17 protein-coding genes and 3 pseudogenes are annotated in these 17,488 nt (G+C 39.9%); 11 read left to right on the top strand and 9 right to left on the bottom strand.

Translation table 11 applies throughout. From position 1 onward, the window contains the following. Positions 1-83: 83 nt before the first annotated feature. Together RS130_RS15240 and RS130_RS15245 are read right to left on the bottom strand one after the other, a co-directional pair. The gene (locus RS130_RS15240) at positions 84-563 is read right to left on the bottom strand and encodes an SDR family NAD(P)-dependent oxidoreductase (RefSeq protein ID WP_316026629.1); all 480 of its coding nucleotides are present in this window, start codon (positions 561-563) and stop codon (positions 84-86) included. Then, on the bottom strand, positions 535-951 hold the full coding sequence (locus RS130_RS15245) for a thiol-disulfide oxidoreductase DCC family protein (RefSeq protein ID WP_316026630.1): 417 nt from the start codon (positions 949-951) through the stop codon (positions 535-537). Before RS130_RS15245 ends, RS130_RS15240 begins: the two co-directional genes overlap by 29 nt. A 294-nt stretch (positions 952-1,245) precedes the next feature. On the opposite strand from RS130_RS15245, the gene RS130_RS15250 reads away from it, so the two are divergent. The 4 genes from RS130_RS15250 (at position 1,246) to RS130_RS15265 (ending at position 3,020) form a co-directional block, all read left to right on the top strand. Further along, positions 1,246-1,860, top strand: a complete 615-nt coding sequence (locus RS130_RS15250) for a MarC family protein (protein ID WP_316026631.1) — start codon at positions 1,246-1,248, stop codon at positions 1,858-1,860. A 233-nt stretch (positions 1,861-2,093) separates the two neighbouring features. Continuing rightward, the gene (locus RS130_RS15255) at positions 2,094-2,261 is read left to right on the top strand and encodes a hypothetical protein (RefSeq protein WP_316026632.1); all 168 of its coding nucleotides are present in this window, start codon (positions 2,094-2,096) and stop codon (positions 2,259-2,261) included. Next, complete coding sequence (locus tag RS130_RS15260) at positions 2,189-2,656, top strand: RNA polymerase sigma factor (protein WP_316028075.1); 468 nt, start codon at positions 2,189-2,191, stop codon at positions 2,654-2,656. Before RS130_RS15255 ends, RS130_RS15260 begins: the two co-directional genes overlap by 73 nt. Then, a complete protein-coding gene (locus RS130_RS15265; RefSeq protein ID WP_316026633.1) occupies positions 2,646-3,020 on the top strand; it encodes a DUF6768 family protein in 375 nt (124 codons plus the stop codon). The genes RS130_RS15260 and RS130_RS15265 overlap by 11 nt, the downstream gene beginning before the upstream one ends. A gap of 279 nt (positions 3,021-3,299) precedes the next feature. Here the strand turns inward: RS130_RS15265 and RS130_RS23875 are convergent. Further along, positions 3,300-4,119, bottom strand: a pseudogene (locus tag RS130_RS23875) (polysaccharide lyase). A gap of 101 nt (positions 4,120-4,220) precedes the next feature. Here RS130_RS23875 and RS130_RS15280 point away from each other — a divergent pair. The 3 genes and pseudogenes from RS130_RS15280 (at position 4,221) to RS130_RS15290 (ending at position 9,069) form a co-directional block, all read left to right on the top strand. After that, positions 4,221-4,640, top strand: coding sequence for a CBS domain-containing protein (locus RS130_RS15280; protein ID WP_316026636.1), 420 nt, complete (start codon positions 4,221-4,223; stop codon positions 4,638-4,640). Positions 4,641-4,846: 206 nt separating this feature from the next. Beyond that, a pseudogene (hrpA, locus tag RS130_RS15285) lies at positions 4,847-8,685 on the top strand (ATP-dependent RNA helicase HrpA). An 81-nt stretch (positions 8,686-8,766) separates the two neighbouring features. Continuing rightward, positions 8,767-9,069, top strand: coding sequence for a PilZ domain-containing protein (locus tag RS130_RS15290; RefSeq protein ID WP_316026637.1), 303 nt, complete (start codon positions 8,767-8,769; stop codon positions 9,067-9,069). A 50-nt stretch (positions 9,070-9,119) separates the two neighbouring features. Here RS130_RS15290 and RS130_RS15295 read toward each other — a convergent pair whose 3' ends face one another. Further along, positions 9,120-10,307 (bottom strand): class I SAM-dependent rRNA methyltransferase, encoded by a 1,188-nt coding sequence (locus RS130_RS15295; RefSeq protein ID WP_316026638.1) that lies wholly within the window; start codon positions 10,305-10,307, stop codon positions 9,120-9,122. Positions 10,308-10,590: 283 nt separating this feature from the next. On the opposite strand from RS130_RS15295, the gene RS130_RS15300 reads away from it, so the two are divergent. Genes RS130_RS15300 through RS130_RS15315 form a run of 4 tightly spaced genes read left to right on the top strand, consistent with a single transcriptional unit; the run spans position 10,591 to position 13,426 of the window. Then, complete coding sequence (locus RS130_RS15300) at positions 10,591-11,166, top strand: LysE family translocator (RefSeq protein ID WP_428982863.1); 576 nt, start codon at positions 10,591-10,593, stop codon at positions 11,164-11,166. Between the two features lie 28 nt (positions 11,167-11,194). Next, positions 11,195-11,959, top strand: a complete 765-nt coding sequence (locus tag RS130_RS15305; RefSeq protein ID WP_316026639.1) for a hypothetical protein — start codon at positions 11,195-11,197, stop codon at positions 11,957-11,959. Then, the gene (locus RS130_RS15310) at positions 11,952-12,794 is read left to right on the top strand and encodes a glucosaminidase domain-containing protein (RefSeq protein WP_316026640.1); all 843 of its coding nucleotides are present in this window, start codon (positions 11,952-11,954) and stop codon (positions 12,792-12,794) included. The genes RS130_RS15305 and RS130_RS15310 overlap by 8 nt, the downstream gene beginning before the upstream one ends. Next, positions 12,791-13,426, top strand: a complete 636-nt coding sequence (locus tag RS130_RS15315; RefSeq protein WP_316026641.1) for a DUF2987 domain-containing protein — start codon at positions 12,791-12,793, stop codon at positions 13,424-13,426. The genes RS130_RS15310 and RS130_RS15315 overlap by 4 nt, the downstream gene beginning before the upstream one ends. Positions 13,427-13,433: 7 nt before the next feature. Here RS130_RS15315 and RS130_RS15320 read toward each other — a convergent pair whose 3' ends face one another. From RS130_RS15320 to ccoS, 5 genes and pseudogenes are all read right to left on the bottom strand, one after another. Next, complete coding sequence (locus tag RS130_RS15320; RefSeq protein ID WP_316026642.1) at positions 13,434-14,453, bottom strand: patatin-like phospholipase family protein; 1,020 nt, start codon at positions 14,451-14,453, stop codon at positions 13,434-13,436. 14 nt (positions 14,454-14,467) lie between these two features. Beyond that, positions 14,468-15,377 (bottom strand): annotated as a pseudogene (gene ttcA, locus RS130_RS15325) (tRNA 2-thiocytidine(32) synthetase TtcA). A gap of 242 nt (positions 15,378-15,619) precedes the next feature. After that, complete coding sequence (uspE, locus tag RS130_RS15330) at positions 15,620-16,549, bottom strand: universal stress protein UspE (protein WP_316026643.1); 930 nt, start codon at positions 16,547-16,549, stop codon at positions 15,620-15,622. Positions 16,550-16,630: 81 nt separating this feature from the next. Then, on the bottom strand, positions 16,631-17,299 hold the full coding sequence (locus tag RS130_RS15335; RefSeq protein ID WP_316026644.1) for a sulfite exporter TauE/SafE family protein: 669 nt from the start codon (positions 17,297-17,299) through the stop codon (positions 16,631-16,633). After that, entirely contained in the window at positions 17,292-17,480 is a 189-nt protein-coding gene (gene ccoS / locus RS130_RS15340; protein WP_316026645.1) for a cbb3-type cytochrome oxidase assembly protein CcoS, read from the bottom strand. The genes RS130_RS15335 and ccoS overlap by 8 nt, the downstream gene beginning before the upstream one ends. Between the last annotated feature and the right edge of the window lie 8 nt (positions 17,481-17,488).

The raw sequence follows: 17,488 nt of genomic DNA on the forward strand, positions 1-17,488 counted from the left end.
GTGGTGCTACGGATGAAAGGCCATAATGTTTACATTTTTAGCCCGTCTAGCCAGTTCAATCGCAGCGGTTTTAATTAGCATATTTAAAGCGGCTTTGGATGCGCGATAGCTATACCAGCCCCTAACGTATTGTCACTAATGCTGCCTACTCGAGCACTGAACACTACCAACTTACATGTACTATCTCCACTTATAATGGGTACGAGGTGCTGTAGCCACAACATTGGAGTAATCGTATTTGCCTGAAGTACTTTATGGAAATTTTCTAATCTAAAGTCTTCAATTTTTTTCTCGGGTTTTAGCTCGCCGTTTTGTAAAATACCGTTACATATAAACACCTTAGTCACGGGATCTGACAATGATGATTTGAGTTCGCTGATAGCGAGTTTAATTGACTGTTCAGAATAATCATTGACTTGGATAAACTGTATTATTTTTCTATCAAGCTTAGTTGTAGGCATACTGCGGCTTATTAACACAAGTTTTGATAGGTTTTTAGCAATGAGCTGCTGTGCTAGAGCTTTGCCAATTTCGCTACTGGCGCCGATTATTATGTTTGTCATAACAGCTTCCTGATGAACATTGCGTGATATTTAATCCAAATGCACGGCTAAGAAAACGTGAAATCGGATGGCGATATTTGGCTATACCAAGATAAATCCAATGACTTACAGATTTAAGAACGGGCCAATTTAGTGGCGCAACCCAAAACCCTTTACCTACTAGAGTCCAGGCTCTGTGAGTGACTGCTAATCCTAACAGCAATTCACCTTGGTAGATGCCATGGAGGATCTTGGTTGCTTGTTGATAATCTATGTCCGGATAATTGACGATAAAGTCTTGCTGCTGAATATCAACCAAAACGATTTTTTTATTACTGTCTGCGGCTTTTAAATGTCTCATTTCTGCTGAACATAGAGGACAGAGGCCGTCATAAAAGATGGTAAGCATTATTTGTGTGGCTAATCTATTACTAAATAATTTGCTAAACAATAGAGTGTGATACGAGTGAATTACAAAGAAAGATCACTAATTAACGGTTGAAATGCCCTCATCTGACAATAATTGGGCAGAGGTGAACGCGCTACAATGTAAGCTAAATACTTGTTATTTGGTTATTTGCCCTAATATATAGGCGCTTGTTGGTTGGTTTACACTACAGCGTTAAATACTCAATGTTTTTAATTGGTTATGTGCTTTGATGTAACTTGCCTTGACTTAAGCAAATGTAGAATTGGAACCTTGATGATAGATTTTGTTGCGGTATTCATTACCCTTTTCGCAGTTATTGATCCTATTGGTACTGTCCCAGTTTTTATTGCGGTCACAGATAGTTACGACCAAAAAACTAAAGCTAGAGTGGCATTATTGGCGACGGTTGTGTCTGCCTTAGTTTTATTATTTTTTATGGTCATGGGCGAATTCATTCTAACTTACTTATCCATTCCTCTGCCTGCTTTTCAAATATCAGGGGGCATAGTCTTGTTTTTGTTCGCGTTGAATATGATATTTGGTGAGAGTAAACCTGAAGAAGAAATAAAGTTACTTAAAAAGTCCCATAAAGAAACGGCAATTTTCCCTTTAGCTGTCCCCTCAATCGCCGGCCCTGGGGCGATGTTGGCGGCGGTATTATTAACTAAGAACTCCGTGTATAGCCTGTGGGAGCAAGCACAAACTGCTTTAGTGATGATAGGGGTGTTATTTATTGTCTATATCTTAATGTTGATGTCTGGCTTTATTAGCCGATTTATCGGCAGTAGCGGTGCTAGCATTATTAGTCGCGTCATGGGGTTAATTTTGTCGGCTATTGCTACCACCAATATACTGGTCGGGTTTAGTGAGTATTTTAATCTTAGTTAACGTGAGTTCAGTTTCGTTCTTGCACTGTATTTTCCAGCGTCATGTCTCGTTATTTCCGTTTGCTATGTATTGAATGGTTTCCAATTGACCTTACCGTTAGTGAACAAGGTTGTTTTTTCTCTCGTTTAAATTTTTGTAGTTATCAGTAAAATTAAATGAACCCATAATTACATCAACTCGTCTTAGTCATATCTATTGTTTAGACAACGTTTATTCAGCACATAGGAGCGCAGTTGCAAAATCAAGCAGAAGAAGATTTGTTAGTCATGGCTGCGCAAAAGGCAGTCAAAGTGCTTTTAGGTTACTTTTTCAGAGGCACCAACCAGCACTGCTTCGCTTTGCCTTTAAACTTTCAAATGACAAAGAAATGGCGAAAGATGCTTGCCAAGATGTTTGGCTAAAAAGTGCTAAAACGTTGTACAAGTTAAGGGATCCCCGAGCATTTAAAAGCTGGATGTATCGTACTGTGCGCTGGCGTACTCTGGACTTATTGAGGCGACACAAGACGCAGAAGACTTCACTGGATAACGAGGTTAGCCAAGATGAACTAGAAAATTTTAGCATTCATACAGACTTTGCTGCTGATATTAATAATGGTAATAGTATTTTAAATCATGGGATTAGCGCTTTACCTCCATTAGAGAGGCAAGTGATCCATTTATTTTATCTAGATGATATGTCAGTGGTAGAGGTAAGCCTTATTTTAGAAATACCTACAGGAACGGTGAAGTCGCGGCTCAACCGAGCTAGGCAGCTACTTAAACAAAAATTGGAGAATAACGACTATGAACATTGATGAAAAAATTAAAAGAGAATTAGAACAGCAGTCTACAGAAATTGATAAAATTTTAGCCGAAGAGCAGGGCATAGGCGATTTTGTTTTGGGGTCAATTCGTAACAGTTTGAAAGGCTGGTTTATCTTAATTAATCTAATCGTGATAGTGGTAACTGCTGTTATGTTTTGGACGGGATACCAGTTTGTTCAGGCACAAGTTGTTGAACAACAAATATTTTGGGCTGTATGGTTTTTAGCCTCATTGATAGTGCAGGTCGCGTTAAAACAATGGATCTGGGCAGAAATGAGTCGTTCATCGTTGATCCGTGAAATCAAACGTGTTGAGCTGACTATGGAGCGTAGCGTTAAAAGCTTAACCAATTAATCTAAATCCTAGGTAAGTCGAACCTCTCGAAAACGCTCTTTTTGCGTGTAGCGGCGTTGGATTGTTCAGCTTAAACGATACTTCTTATCTAGAACTTTGCTTAATTAAAAAGGTATATCACCTTGTGACGTATTGATAAGCGCCCATTTAAAAATGGAGCTTACGGTTTTTAAAACAGGTATTAGTAGATGTCATGCAAATAAGCACAGAGCGTCAGCAAAGCCGCTAAGGTTTTCCTTGCTGGCAAGTTATCAATACGGATAAAAGCTGTTAGCGCGTTTACTGCCTCTTGTTTAAATTTTCGTTGATAAGAGGGGTAGAACTAATAATAAAATTGTCAAAGTAGGCGCTACTGTTAGTTTTAGGACCCCATTCTGCGGAGTTGCCGCCATGGAAAGTTGAGAAATAAAATGAATCAATAAGGGCGGTTGGTTGTCCTCTAAATCGAATGTTGTTTCGATCTAATCGTTTTTTGCCATCGATCCATACCTTGAGTACTCCGTTGGACTCATTCATATCGTTGACTCGTATATGTTGTGTGAGCGTATGCCACTGCTCCGTTTTAAAGTGAAACTCACCTAAGGCTAAATCTTCTCCCCATTTACCAAGGCATATCCATGTAGTACAAATAGATGATCCCTTCACCGTTTTGGCGCCACATATATCGAGCACTCCAACCCTCACCTTTAGTGGGAATATGTCCTCCTGTATATTTGCTCCCACCACTGCTTAAGCCAGGTAATTTCCCGCCGAGTCTAAAGTCAAAATTATGTGCAAATTTAACGTGGTAAGATAACCACAATTCTTCTGTTGCAGGAAGTGACATCAAAAACTGCCCACCGCCTTCTTGGGGGCCAACCGCTCCTTTAGGGAAGTCGACCTTAAGCACCTTTTTATGCTCATTGTCTGTCGAGCTTACTATTTGTGCTCTGCCTAACAAGCTTTGCCATTGCAAGTTGGGCCAGTCTTTCTCGACCGTTTTACTTTGATAGTGGCCAAGTGGGGTATGGTCAAAATCTACCTCTAACCTTGTTGCTGCATTGACGTTTACGCAGTGAGTAAAAATTAATGATAGTGCAATAAAACTCTTTTTATTCATATATTAATCAATAGCAATTAGGTGTTGTGGTTATTTAAGTCTATCTTTAAACATGCCGATATAAAAATATAAATCATCTTTGCAGCAACGAGGATTAATCGATGGAATCTTTACAAGTGAGTGAACATATGAATTTACGGCCTGTGACATTTACCCAAGCTATGCCCGTAGCAGAAGCGGTAGAACGGCTTTTACAATCCAAACAAACAGGTGGACCTGTGGTAAATGATAAAAACAAGGTAATTGGCTTTTTGTCAGAACAAGATTGCATTGTGCAAATGATTGAATCTAGCTATTACCGAGAACAAGTGGCACAAGTTAAGGATATTATGGTAACTGAGGTTAAGACGGTTAAGCCTTATATGTCTGTTATTGAGTTGACACAGAAAATGATGGTAGAGAAACCCAAAGTTTATCCTGTTATTGATGACGATGGATACTTACTGGGCACGATAAATCGTTCTTCGTTGCTTAATGCCATAGATTTGCAATTAAGGGACGGTTACAAGAGAGCAAGCTAGGCTGAGCAAACTTGGCTGTTTCATTTATTCATCTAGATTGATAGTAAAAAGAAACAGCCTTATAATTTTACTGGTATTTGTGCCCCTCATCTTCTAGGATCCTTGCTCGTTAATAATAGAGTTTAAAAGAGCATTTACCCTTGTCGTCAGAGCCGTTATCCCCAAACTTCAGCCTTAAACAACTAACCGATCACATTTCTAGCTGTATGTCGAAAGACAAGTTTAGGTTTATGGGGCGAATCCGCCGCTTTTCTAGCATCGAGAAAGGTAAGCAACATGGTTATTTACAAAAACTTAGTGCTGACATAGAAAACTCCGTCTTGTTAGTAGAGCAAAGACGCAGGCAAATCCCAGAAATTGAATACCCAGACTTACCCGTTAGCGAGAAAAAGGATGAAATCGCAGAGGCGATAGCAGCAAATCAAGTCGTGATTATTGCCGGTGAAACAGGCTCGGGGAAAACCACGCAAATTCCGAAGATATGTCTTGAGTTGGGGCGGGGATCAGCGGTTTGATTGGTCACACTCAGCCTAGACGTTTAGCCGCACGGACAGTATCCAATCGAATAGCTGAAGAATTGAAAGGGCCTATAGGTCAGCAAGTTGGCTTTAAAATTCGTTTTTCTGATCAGGTGTCAGACAATACCTATATCAAATTGATGACAGATGGGATTTTATTGGCCGAAATTCAGCAGGATAAATTTCTTAATCAATACGACACTATTATTATTGATGAAGCTCACGAACGAAGCTTGAACATCGATTTTATATTGGGCTATTTAAAACAATTATTACCTAAACGCCCAGACTTAAAGCTGATTATTACCTCTGCAACTATAGATCCTGAAAAATTCTCTAAGCACTTTAATGATGCACCTATTATTGAAGTCAGTGGTCGAACTTATCCAGTAGAAATGCGCTACAGGGAGAGTGATAGCGGTGAATACGACCAAATTCAAGCCATTATAGAAGCCGTAGATGAATTACTAGCGGAACCACGGGGTGATATTTTAGTCTTTTTAAGCGGTGAACGAGAAATTCGAGATACGGCCGACGCATTAAATAAGCAGCAGTATCGCAATACTGAGGTGCTTCCCTTGTACGCCAGACTTAGTAATAGCGAACAAAATAAAGTGTTTGCTAGTCATACAGGGCGCAGAATTGTACTGGCCACTAACGTGGCGGAAACATCGCTAACGGTCCCCGGCATTAAATATGTAATTGATCCAGGAACTGCACGTATTTCTCGCTACAGCGTACGCAGTAAAGTGCAACGTTTACCTATTGAAGCGATTTCTCAGGCTTCAGCAAATCAAAGAGCAGGGCGCTGTGGGCGTGTATCAAATGGTATCTGCATTCGCTTGTATTCTGAAGAAGATTATCTAGCAAGAGATTTATTTACCGATCCTGAAATACTACGTACAAATTTAGCCTCGGTTATTTTGCAAATGATGTCTTTGGGTTTAGGAAAAATTGATCAGTTCCCCTTTGTCCAACCCCCTGATTCCAGAGCGATTAATGACGGATTCAAATTACTTGAAGAATTGGGAGCGATTGACTTAGAGCGAGGACGCCAGAAATTATCCCAGTTAGGGCGACAGTTATCTCGACTGCCCGTTGATCCAAGGTATGCTCGTATGGTTGTCGAAGCTGACAAACAAAACAGCTTAAACGAAGTGCTAATCATAGCGGCAGGCCTAAGTATCCAAGATCCTAGAGAGCGACCACAAGATAAAAAACAACAAGCTGACCAAGCACATGAGGACTTTTTCAATAAAGAGTCTGACTTTTTGGGGTTCTTTCAACTTTGGCAAGTCTTTAAAGAGCAGCAACAAGCCTTGTCCTCAAATCAATTACGCAATTGGTGTAAAAAACACTTTATTAATTTTATGCGTATGCGCGAGTGGCAGGATATTGTTAGCCAGCTAAAAAAATCGGTTGCTGAATTAGGCTTTGGCATTTCATCACAACCGGCAGATTACCAAGCAATACACCAAGCAATAGCTTCTGGTTTGTTATCCCATATAGGTAACAAAGATAAAGACCGCGAGTATTTGGGTGCCAGAAATAGCCGTTTTATGATTTTTCCTGGTTCGGGATTAGCTAAATCGCAACCAAAATGGACAATGGTCGCCGAGTTAGTTGAGACGGCTCATTTATTTGGTCGTGTTGCGGCCAAAATTGAGCCTGAATGGCTTGAACCTATCGCAGCTCACTTAACCAAGTCTGAGTTTTCAGAGCCCCATTGGTCAAAAAAGCAAGGCGTAGTGCAAGCGTTCGAAAAAGTTAGTTTGTATGGTCTGGTGCTAGTTAGCCAAAGACGACGTCACTATAGCCAGATTGATCCGGTTGTGAGTCGAGAGATTTTCATTCGCGAAGCATTAGTAAATATGGACACTAAGCTTAACTTTACATTTTTGGCTCATAATCAACAGATAATTGCCAATATTGAAGCGCTTGAAGATAAAAGTCGTCGACGTGATCTGTTGGTCGATGAAGAAAATTTGGTCGAGTTTTATAGTGAAAAACTGCCTTCTCATGTTTGTTCAGAAGCCAGTTTTAAGAAATGGTGGAAAAAACAAGCGACAGAAAACGCTAAAATATTGGACTTTGATCCCGCCGCTTTATTGAAGAAAAATACTGCGCATATTGATGATTATTCTTTTCCAGAGACGTTAAAACAAGGAAATTTAACCCTTGGCTTGAGCTACCATTTTGATCCTAAAGATGAGGATGATGGGGTTAGCTTGATGGTGCCTTTGGCGTTACTCAATCAAGTGACAACACAAGGTTTAGATTGGTTGATCCCTGGCTTACGTCATGAATTAATCGTATCTTTGATAAAGGCGCTGCCAAAATCTATCAGACGTAATTTTGTGCCAGCACCTAATTATGCTGAAGCGTGTTTGGCTGACATTCTGCCACAGGACAAAAAGGGCAATGCTGTTGAGTTTTTACCGGCTCTTTCTTTAAAGTTAAAGCGCATGACTGGTCGAGAAGTAGAGATATCTGAATGGCCTTTAGAAAAACTACCCAAACACCTAATATTCAATATTAAAGTCTTAGATAACAAAGGTGACGTTATCGCCCAAGGCCGAGACTTAATCGTATTACAGCAAAAGCTGCAAGGTAAAATAAAGCAGAGTCTACAAAAGGTTGCTACCCCAGAGTTAGAAAAGACTGGCTTAGTCGACTGGAGTATTGACGCGCTTCCCGTAGAATTTATCAATAAAACAGGGGGCTATGAAGTTAAAGCCTATCCGGCTTTGATTAGTGAGGGCAAAACCGTATCGGTCAAGTTATTCGACCAACCTCATATCGCCGCAGAGGCCCATAAACTGGGCTTAAGAAAACTCATTATTCTTGCTATTCCTTCACCGGTTAAATATTTACAAGACAAGTTACCAAATAAGGCCAAATTAGGATTGTATTTTAATCCTTTTGGGCAAATTAAAGCGCTTATTGACGATTGCATAGATGCGGCAGTCGATCAGCTAATTGTTCAGTATTGTGAAGAGAAACAAGCTGACATTCGTGACAACCTGCATTTTAAACAATGCAGTGAATTTGTTAGACAAGAAATTAATGATTATGTTTTGGCAGTAGCTAAAAAAGTTGAAGTAGGTTTAACTATCGCCCATGAGATTAAGAAAAAAATGAAAGGCAGTGTGCCGCTCAATCTAATTTATGCTCATGGGCATATTCAAGGTCAATTAGATTCATTGGTTTATCGAGGTTTTGTTGCAGATATCGGTGTTGGGCGTCTTAGTGATTGGCAGCGATATATCAAAGCTATTGCTAAACGTTTAGAGAAACTACCCATTGATCCTACTAAAGATAAATTACATCAGCTTAATTTGGAAAAAGCACAGCAAGCATACTTAGCAAAATGTAAACAAATACCAGCTAACGTTCCTCAACCAGCGGAATTAAAGGAAGTTAGGTGGTTATTGCAAGAATTACAAGTCTCATTTTTTGCTCAACAATTAGGCACTTCAGCGCCTATTTCCGTTAAAAGAATCTTGAATCATTTAGACTCAATTTAAATTGCTATGCATCAACCGTTGACTTTACTTTACCAGCACCCTATAAACACATGGTAAGCACTAAACACAAAGAGGTATTGAATGTTAGGTTACGATGATAAACGCAACTTTTTTCGTATGATGGTGAATTCTGTTTGTGAGTTAAAAATTACGGAAGATGAATCAGTACGGTCTACTCAAGCTGTATGTAAAGATATAAGTGCTTCAGGCATGTCATTCGAATTGGCTGAAAGCGCTATAGAATTAGGCACGTTAGTTAATGTTTATATAGAGTCAACCAATTCTCAAATTCCTTCGCTGACAGCCGATACAAAAGTTGTGCGTTGCGACATTATTGACGAAAACAGTTGCGCTGTTGGTGTAGAAATTATTGAAATGAAGTAAGCATCAAAAACGAGGTGAAACCGTCGTTTTGATGCTCAATGGCTAGGAAGCTACAGTACTCTGCAGACAAAGCCTTTTAGGTAAAATCCTTCTGGGTAGTTACTGCCCACTGGATGGTCGGCAGCTTGTCCTAGCCGTTCAATTATTTGAACTGTTCTACCCGCATCTAATGCAGCGTCAGCCACCACTTTTTGAAATAAATCAAAATTTAATAGCCCTGAGCAACTAAAGGTGCATAAAATGCCACCGGGTTTTAGAATTTGCATGGCGAGCATATTGATGTCTTTATAGCCTCGACATGCTCTGTTAAGTGACGATTTTGAGTCTACGAATTTAGGAGGATCGAGAATTATCTGTTCAAATTCTCTCCCTTGTTGTTTAAAGTCCCTAAGGGCTTGAAATACATCTAATTTTAAAAATTCAGCTTTACTAACATCTAACTCGTTTACCTGCATATTGCGCAGAGCAGTAGCAAGTGCCAAATCTGACACATCTAAATTGGTGACAGATTTGGCGCCATTAGCAATAGCATAACTGCCAAATGTGCCGGTATAGCTGAAACAATTTAAGACTTGTTTATTTTTCGCATATTTCGCGGCAATGGCGCGGTTGTCTCGCTGGTCTAAGTAGAATCCTGTTTTGTGGCCTTCTTTAACATTAACGATTATTTTGACACCATTCTCTTCAATAATGACTTCATCTGGAACCTCACCATGTAAGGTTTGAGTGATTTCTTCTAGGCCCTCTTTTTTGCGTACGCTGACGTCGCTACGCTCATAAATGGAGCAATCTGGAAACTGCTTGTGCAATGCCCAAACAATTTTTTCTCTGTGCTTCTCTGCGCCTGCGGATAACAGCTGGCAAACTAACACATTTGCATATTTGTCTATCGTTACCCCTGGCAGACCATCTGATTCTGCTGCAACTAATCGATAGCCGGTTAAACCATGTTGTGCAATTAATTCTTCTCGAGACGCTTGAGCGGTCGCTATACGACGCTGAAAAAAGCCATTATCAATACTTTCGTTTTGCTCAAAGGTCCATATTCGCACTTGGATCTGAGATTCAGGAGACCATGCGCCTCGGCCCAACCAAGTGCCTTCGTGGCCATAGACATCAACTGTATCTCCTGAGTTGGTTCTGCCTACGGTTTTCTCAATGCCTCTGGAAAATATCCATGGGTGTCGGCGTTGTAGAGACTTTTCGCGGCCGGGTTGTAATATTACGCTAGATGCCATAACTATTCTTTGTTTAAAGTTTGCTGCAATTGTACATGAGGTAACAAAAATTTACTGGCGATTATGCTTAGATAAAATGAACTATATTAGAAAAGTTTGTTAGCATAGCGGCCTTTTTCGTCTTTGGTCAATTGAGCCTAAAACAGTAACTTTGATATTGATGAAATATTGACTCATTTGCGATTTGTACTACCCAGGATAAGAGGTTGTGTTGGTGTTTAACCATTTTGAACAATATTGGCTAGAGTTTTTGACTATAGCTAGCGTGCATTTATTGGCTGTGATGAGTCCAGGCCCTGACTTTGCCATCGTACTGAAACATAGTATTCAATATGGCCGAAGGGCGGCAATGATCACCAGTATAGGGGTGGGTGTGGGAATTTTAGTGCATGTAGCGTACTCGTTACTTGGTATTGGCATTCTAATTAAAACGACTCCTGGCCTATTTGAAGTTATCAGTTACGTTGCGGCAGCGTACTTATTTTATATAGGCTGGAAGGCAATTCGCAGTTCGGCTGCAGCGGCAAGTATGGATGCTACATCTGCGAGTAGTAATAAGAATCTATCTGATAAAAGGGCGTTTAGTGTTGGCTTTTTAACTAATGGATTAAACCCTAAGGCGACGATGTTTTTTCTGTCGATATTCGCTGTTGTTATTTCGACTGATACACCAAATGAAATAAAAGCACTGTATGGTATTTATTTGGCGTTGGCCACGACAGTGTGGTTTTGTGCATTATCGTATTTCTTAAGCTCACGGAAAGTAAGGGTTTTTATTGGTGCTAAAGGATATTGGTTTGATCGCTTTATGGGGCTAGTGTTGATTCTGTTAGCAATAAGACTAGTGATACCTGTATAATTTAAAAAACACAGTTTGAAGGTGAAAAGTGGAAGAACAAAAGTTTGAGGTGATTGGTGGCAGTCTTGAAAAATCTCTAAATGGAGAAACGAGACTCGACCTTAAAGCGTTAGCTAAAGAAGCTTGGGACTTAACAAAAGATCGCAAATATGAAGTCATGCAAGGCGTTATATTTATCTTTTTTATTGGTATTTTGCTATCCATTGTCATTCAATCCTTTTTCGGTGTTACTGATATTCAAACTGCATCACCTGAAGTATCCATGATGGTTAAAATTATAGGCATTGTTATTACCGCTCCTATCATCGCGACTATGTTACTTCTTGGCATTTCTCATAGTGTTGGCAGTAAGCCCCCATTCTTGGTTTTATTCAAAAAAATACTTGGCTCAGTGTTAGTTATTTTGCTAACCCTTGCCATTGCTGTTTTAACTGATTTAAGTTCGGCATTAGCATCTAGCGTAAGTGTCTTAATTGGCTATATTGTGTTGGTATATCTTGGTATGGCGACAGGGTTCTCGATGATGCTGTTAGTTGAAAAGAACTTAGCTCCGAGTCAAACCATTATTCAGTCTTTTAAAGTATACAATCGATTCATCCTGCCTTTGAGCTTCTTTTATTTCGCTTCTGTTGTGTTATTCGTATTAGGGGTGTTTACCTTAGGTATCGCGTATATTTGGTTAATTCCTTTTTATATTAATTTAAAAGGAATTTTATATAGGGAGCTATTTGGCGTTAAGGTAGCTAAAGTTGACAATAACACTCAAAACAATGGTTCGGTATTTCATGCATAGTCATTTTAAACGTGGTGCATTAGTTGCCATAGGCGTCTTACTTGTAGTGGTTTTCATTGTTGTATTACAGCACAAACCTCGTAGCGATGATGAATTTACCATTGATAATGTTGAGCAAATAAAGTTAGAGAACTTATATGTCAGGCCTTTGCCAAGTAATAAAGATCCTGTTCCCGATTTTTCTAAATATGCGAACGTAACAGAAAAGAAAAAAGCATTTTTCGCTTATTTGTTGCCAGAAATCCGTCGACAAAACTTTATTGTTTTAAAAGAACGTAAAATGGTGTTGGCTCTTTACGAACTGGTAAGTGACAAGCAAACTCTGACGGCTAACCAAAAGAAAGTACTAAGCCATTTGATTAAGAAATATAAGTTGGCCAAAAAGAAGGATATGACCAATGAGTACTTATTGTCTCAGTTAATTAAACGAGTGGATGAAATTCCAGCTGCATTGATTTTGGTTCAAGCGGCCAATGAGTCAGGGTGGGGCACTTCTAGATTTGCTCGCGATGGTTATAACTTTTTTGGTTTATGGTGTTTTAAAAAGGGCTGTGGTTTCGTCCCAAGTAGACGAGAAGAAGGCTCGGGACATGAGGTCGCAAAGTTCAAAGATTTATCACATGCGGTAATGACATACATACGTAATTTGAATCGCCTCTACGCTTACCACGAGCTAAGAGAGATACGTGTGAATTTACGTCGACAAGGCAAGCTGGTTACGTCAGAGGCTTTGGCACAAGGCTTGTCTAAATATTCGGAAAGAGGTCAAGAGTATATTGATGAGCTATTGAATATGATCCGCGTGAATAGAAAATATATGGGATTAGCTAAATGATAAAGTATGGAGTTTTGTTACTGTTATGCTGTATTTCATGGTCTGCACGTTCAAAAGTGTTAGATGTTGACTATGCGAGTTTTTATTCCCATGTAAGTAAAATCAATAAAGAAGAAACCAATAAACTAAGGTTTGCTTTTGGCTTTAAACATATTGCTCAGGATCGTTTATGTAATCTTGTCGAGGCTAATATTGTTACCCAAAAACAAACCATACCTTTGACGATTGAAAATGGCGTTCGATTTACGGTTCCTACAGATAAAGTACTAAAAATGGCGAAAGCTGTTGTGGCTATTGAATTTGCTGATAACGTAAATCAGTGTGATATGTCGGTACAATTAGAAACGAAGCCCAATATTTTACAACAAGAGTACACCTATAAAGAGTTGCGCTCGTTGCTTAGTCAATACAAAGCCTTCTTTGCAAATATGGGAAGTTTTATGTCGTTCATGATGCCTTCGGCGACTGGTTTAGTGATGCATTTTTCCGAGCAAGTCAATTTGTCAGAGGCTAATGCTACGTTGCTAGACAAAGAAGGTAATCTAACATTAGACCAAGCGTGGTTTGAGCAAGAGCAAGGATTAAGCCTACCTATCATGCCGTTACGCATAACTGCACTAGTGGAAAAATAAAGCGTGCTTACCCATCTTTCAGATTGAGTTGATATTTAATTTGTTTAGCTATTCTATCGACGCTGTTTTTGCCCTCGGTAATAAGTTCAGTTGCGCGATAAAACTCCATCATACCGAAATCTCTTAACTGAGGTTCAATAAGGATGTCTGGTGGATCGCCAGCCAAACGTGAACGGGTGACTCTTGCTGTTAGAATATCTAGAGAACCAGTCATGGCGTTAATTATTGAAGGAGCAGGGGGGACGTTGACGTTTGCCTGTTGAAGCCCAGAGTTGTCAATACTGACTGGATCTAATACTTCTAAGCATTCATCGTTTAGTACGTTGTCTTGACTATTCTCTTTGAGAATTTGTTCTGCTACTTCCTGATTACCACTTTTGCTAAACCATTGCTTGATTTGACCTTTACTGCGTTTGAAAAAGTCTGACGTTTTTTTCTGATTTAAGCCATGGTCAATTTGATTGTCGGCTAATGATTGCGGTCTAAAGTCAGCACTTAGGTTTACGGCAATAACAATATCTGCACCCAGCAATCTACACATGTTAACTGGTACAGGATTTACCACTGCGCCATCGACTAACCAACGATTTTGATGCAACACTGGGGGAAACAAACCAGGAATGGCACAAGAGGCTTTGACCGCTTCTACAATAGATCCTGTCGTAAAGTTAACTTCTTTACCGCTATACAAGTCGGTGGCAACCGCTGCAAATGGCTTGCTTAATTCTGCAAAGCTCTTGGCCGCAAAGGTGTCTTCTAGGGCGGTAAATACTTTTTGCCCGCTGACCAATCCACCTCTTTGAAAACCTACACCCATCAAGGAAAACACTTGCCATTCGGTTAAGCTTTGAACCCAGTCAGATAATTCAGGGAGTTTGTTAGAAGCATAGGCAGAACCAACATATGCACCGATTGAACAGCCCGCTACCACGTCTATTTTTATATTAAGCGCTTCTAAGGCCTGTATTACGCCAATATGAGCCCATCCTCTGGCCGCGCCACTTCCAAGGGCTAGTCCAATTTTCATCCGTCCTGAGCCTGTTATAAGTTGTTGATAGTAATGACATCGGCTGCATTTTTATCGATACTACTAGCCACTAATTCTGGCGGATCGAAGCCTATATCGCCATTTGCAAAAGGTACATTTTGGGTTTTGAGATGTTTAAAGTCATAGTTTTGGTTATCGGCTAAATGAGATGGCACTACATTTTTAAGGGCTTTAGCCATGGACTCAATACGGCCAGTGAAAGCGCACTTGCCAATCTTGTAACATGCCTTTAATCACTTTACGTTGCAGGTTCTCTTGAGAGCCACATAGATTACACGGGATAATAGGGTATTGTACTAAGTTTGCGTATTCCGCTATATCTTTTTCAGAGCAATAAGCTAAAGGTCGAATAACTATTTGTTTTCCGTCATCGCTGATGAGTTTAGGAGGCATAGATTTTAATTGCCCGCCATAAAACATGTTTAAAAATAATGTTTCTAACATATCGTCTCGATGATGACCTAGTGCGATTTTAGTCGCCCCTAGCCGTGAAGCTGTCTTGTACAATATTCCGCGACGTAAGCGTGAACATAATGAACACGTAGTTTTACCTTCTGGGATTATATCTGTAACGATGGAATAGGTGTCTTCTTCTACAATTTCAAAATCGATGGCTAAGTTGCGTAAATATTCAGGTAAAACATGTTCTGGAAAGCCAGGTTGTTTTTGATCTAAATTCACAGCCACTATACTGAAGTCAATAGGGGCAACTTTCTGCATATGGATAAGTTGGTCAAGCATGGTATAGCTGTCTTTACCGCCCGATAGACACACCATGACTTTATCGCCTTGTTCTATCATATTAAAATCGGCTATTGCCTTACCGGTATTCTTCCGTAAGCGTTTTTGTAGTTTAGTAAAATGGTATTTGTCAGATTTTTCTGGATTGGCTGTTTGGCTCATTGATGCGGCTTTTTTTGGTTTATTAAGTTGTGGTGATCAAGCCTAATTATTTAGGTTAAGCTAAGTTTTGATAATTATACCCATAATCAATGGAAATGCACGGTAGTTGAATGAAGAGGTAACGGCTTGAGCGCATCAACGATTATAGGCTGTAAAGTATACAGTACGCTTTTACCGCATCGACTACTAAAACTTGCGCTGATCAACAAGTCATCTCTCACGATATCCTTTATGGCGATTAGTTATTTTGTCAGTGGGCACTGAAATCCTTCAGGCTTGATAGCCAGCACATCACAATTTAGTTTATCTATGACATGTTCCGCGGTATTTCCAATTAATGCCGCCGAGATGCCAACTCGCCCTACAGTACCGAGTACAACTAGTTCCGCGTCTAATTGTTTGGCATACTTGGGAATGATGTCTTCGGGCAACCCTTGCTCTACATGGCAAAACGCTTCTTCAATGTTATGTGTAGAGGCATGCTCGCGCATATATTCTTGGTGGTGATTTTTGGCCATGTCATCATAGTGAGAGGGATTAAACTCTGGGATTTCGATCACTATGTTAGCTGGCGTACCAGAAAAAGAATTAACTAGATGTAAATTGGCATCGAGTAAATTGGCAAAATATTTAGCTTGTCTGGTAATTTCATTGTTTAATGATTGGTGCTCAATGACATCTACACCCACATTCACGGCCGCTAATACATGTCCGTTTTGAGGCCAATCATGGTCTTTAACCAATAATACAGGTACCGGGGCTTTGCGCATAATATGCCAATCTGTGGGGGTGAAAATAACAGATTGGAAGGTATCATGTTGTTGGGTGCCTTTTACAATCAGATCATAGCTCTGCTCGATAACTTCGTAAATAATGCTTTCGTAAGGTCGATTATGCCAAATAATTTTAACATCGATTGTGATTGCTGCGTCTTTGTAGTGTTCATCGACTAATTTTACCAACCAGTCTGTGCGCTCATTTATCACCGCATTTCGTATATTTTCCCGCTCGTCAGTACTTAACATACTGGTCATTTCGTAAGAAAAATCATATATAGTTAATAAGGCGGTAACCGTACCCTTAGTGATAGCGGCAATGTCGACGGCTCTAGACAGTGATTTTTGTTGTTCGAGTTCGGGCTCAATAACAGCCAGTATTTTTTGATAATTCATAGTCGCTACCTTAATTGAGGGTTAATGATCTCCTATTAAGCTTATGAAATTATACGAGTAACTGCCAGTGAGAATTTATCCCTAAACCGATGACGTGATAAGATTTAGAATCTGTAAGGAAGCAAAAATTAGCAATAAGAGACCAATTGCAAGTTTTACATTTGGGTGTTGTGCTAGGCTTTTAACTTTATCAAACCCTAGGGCCATTAAAATCATTATAGGTAAAGTACCTAAGCCAAAGCCGAACATGAGTAAAGCGCCATTTATAGCTGAGCCACTTGCCAAAGACCAAGTGAGGCTTGAATATATAAGACCGCAAGGTAACCATCCCCAAATCATCCCATAAGGTAAGGCATGCAAAGGGGTTTTGAAGGGTAGCAGTTTAGTCGACCAAGGGCGGATCCACTTCCATAAATTGCTGCCTATCTTCTCTAGTTTTACTAAACCTCGCCACCAACCCGTCACATAAAAGGCTAACAAGACTAAGAATACACTGCCAATAAATTGCAAAATAAGCACGCCCTGATGTATTTGGTTTGAGAATATTTGTCCCAACCAACCCGTTAGCCCACCTGCAAGGGTATAGCTCAATATCCTACCGAAATTATAGGTGAGTGAATAAGCAAGCAGACTCGCATTTTTGGGTAAGGCATAACTGAAAGCGCCAACAATGCCACCACACATTCCAGCACAATGCACTCCACCGGCGAGGCCAATTAGCATGGCGGAGAAAAAACTAAGCTCATACATCTTTGACGTTAGTTTTCTTTTCTTTGGGCGACGTCTTGTTCAAATCATCATCAAATAAAATACTGCTACCGTGTCTCTCCAAGTCTTCAAACTGATTAGACTTGACCGCCCAGAAGAATACCCCAATTGCCACGCATACCAGTAAAATGGCTAATGGGATTAGTACGTAAATTATATTCAATTCAATAC

The sequence above is a fragment of the Paraglaciecola aquimarina genome, from assembly GCF_032464635.1.
GTDB classification, from domain to species: Bacteria; Pseudomonadota; Gammaproteobacteria; order Enterobacterales; family Alteromonadaceae; genus Paraglaciecola; species Paraglaciecola aquimarina.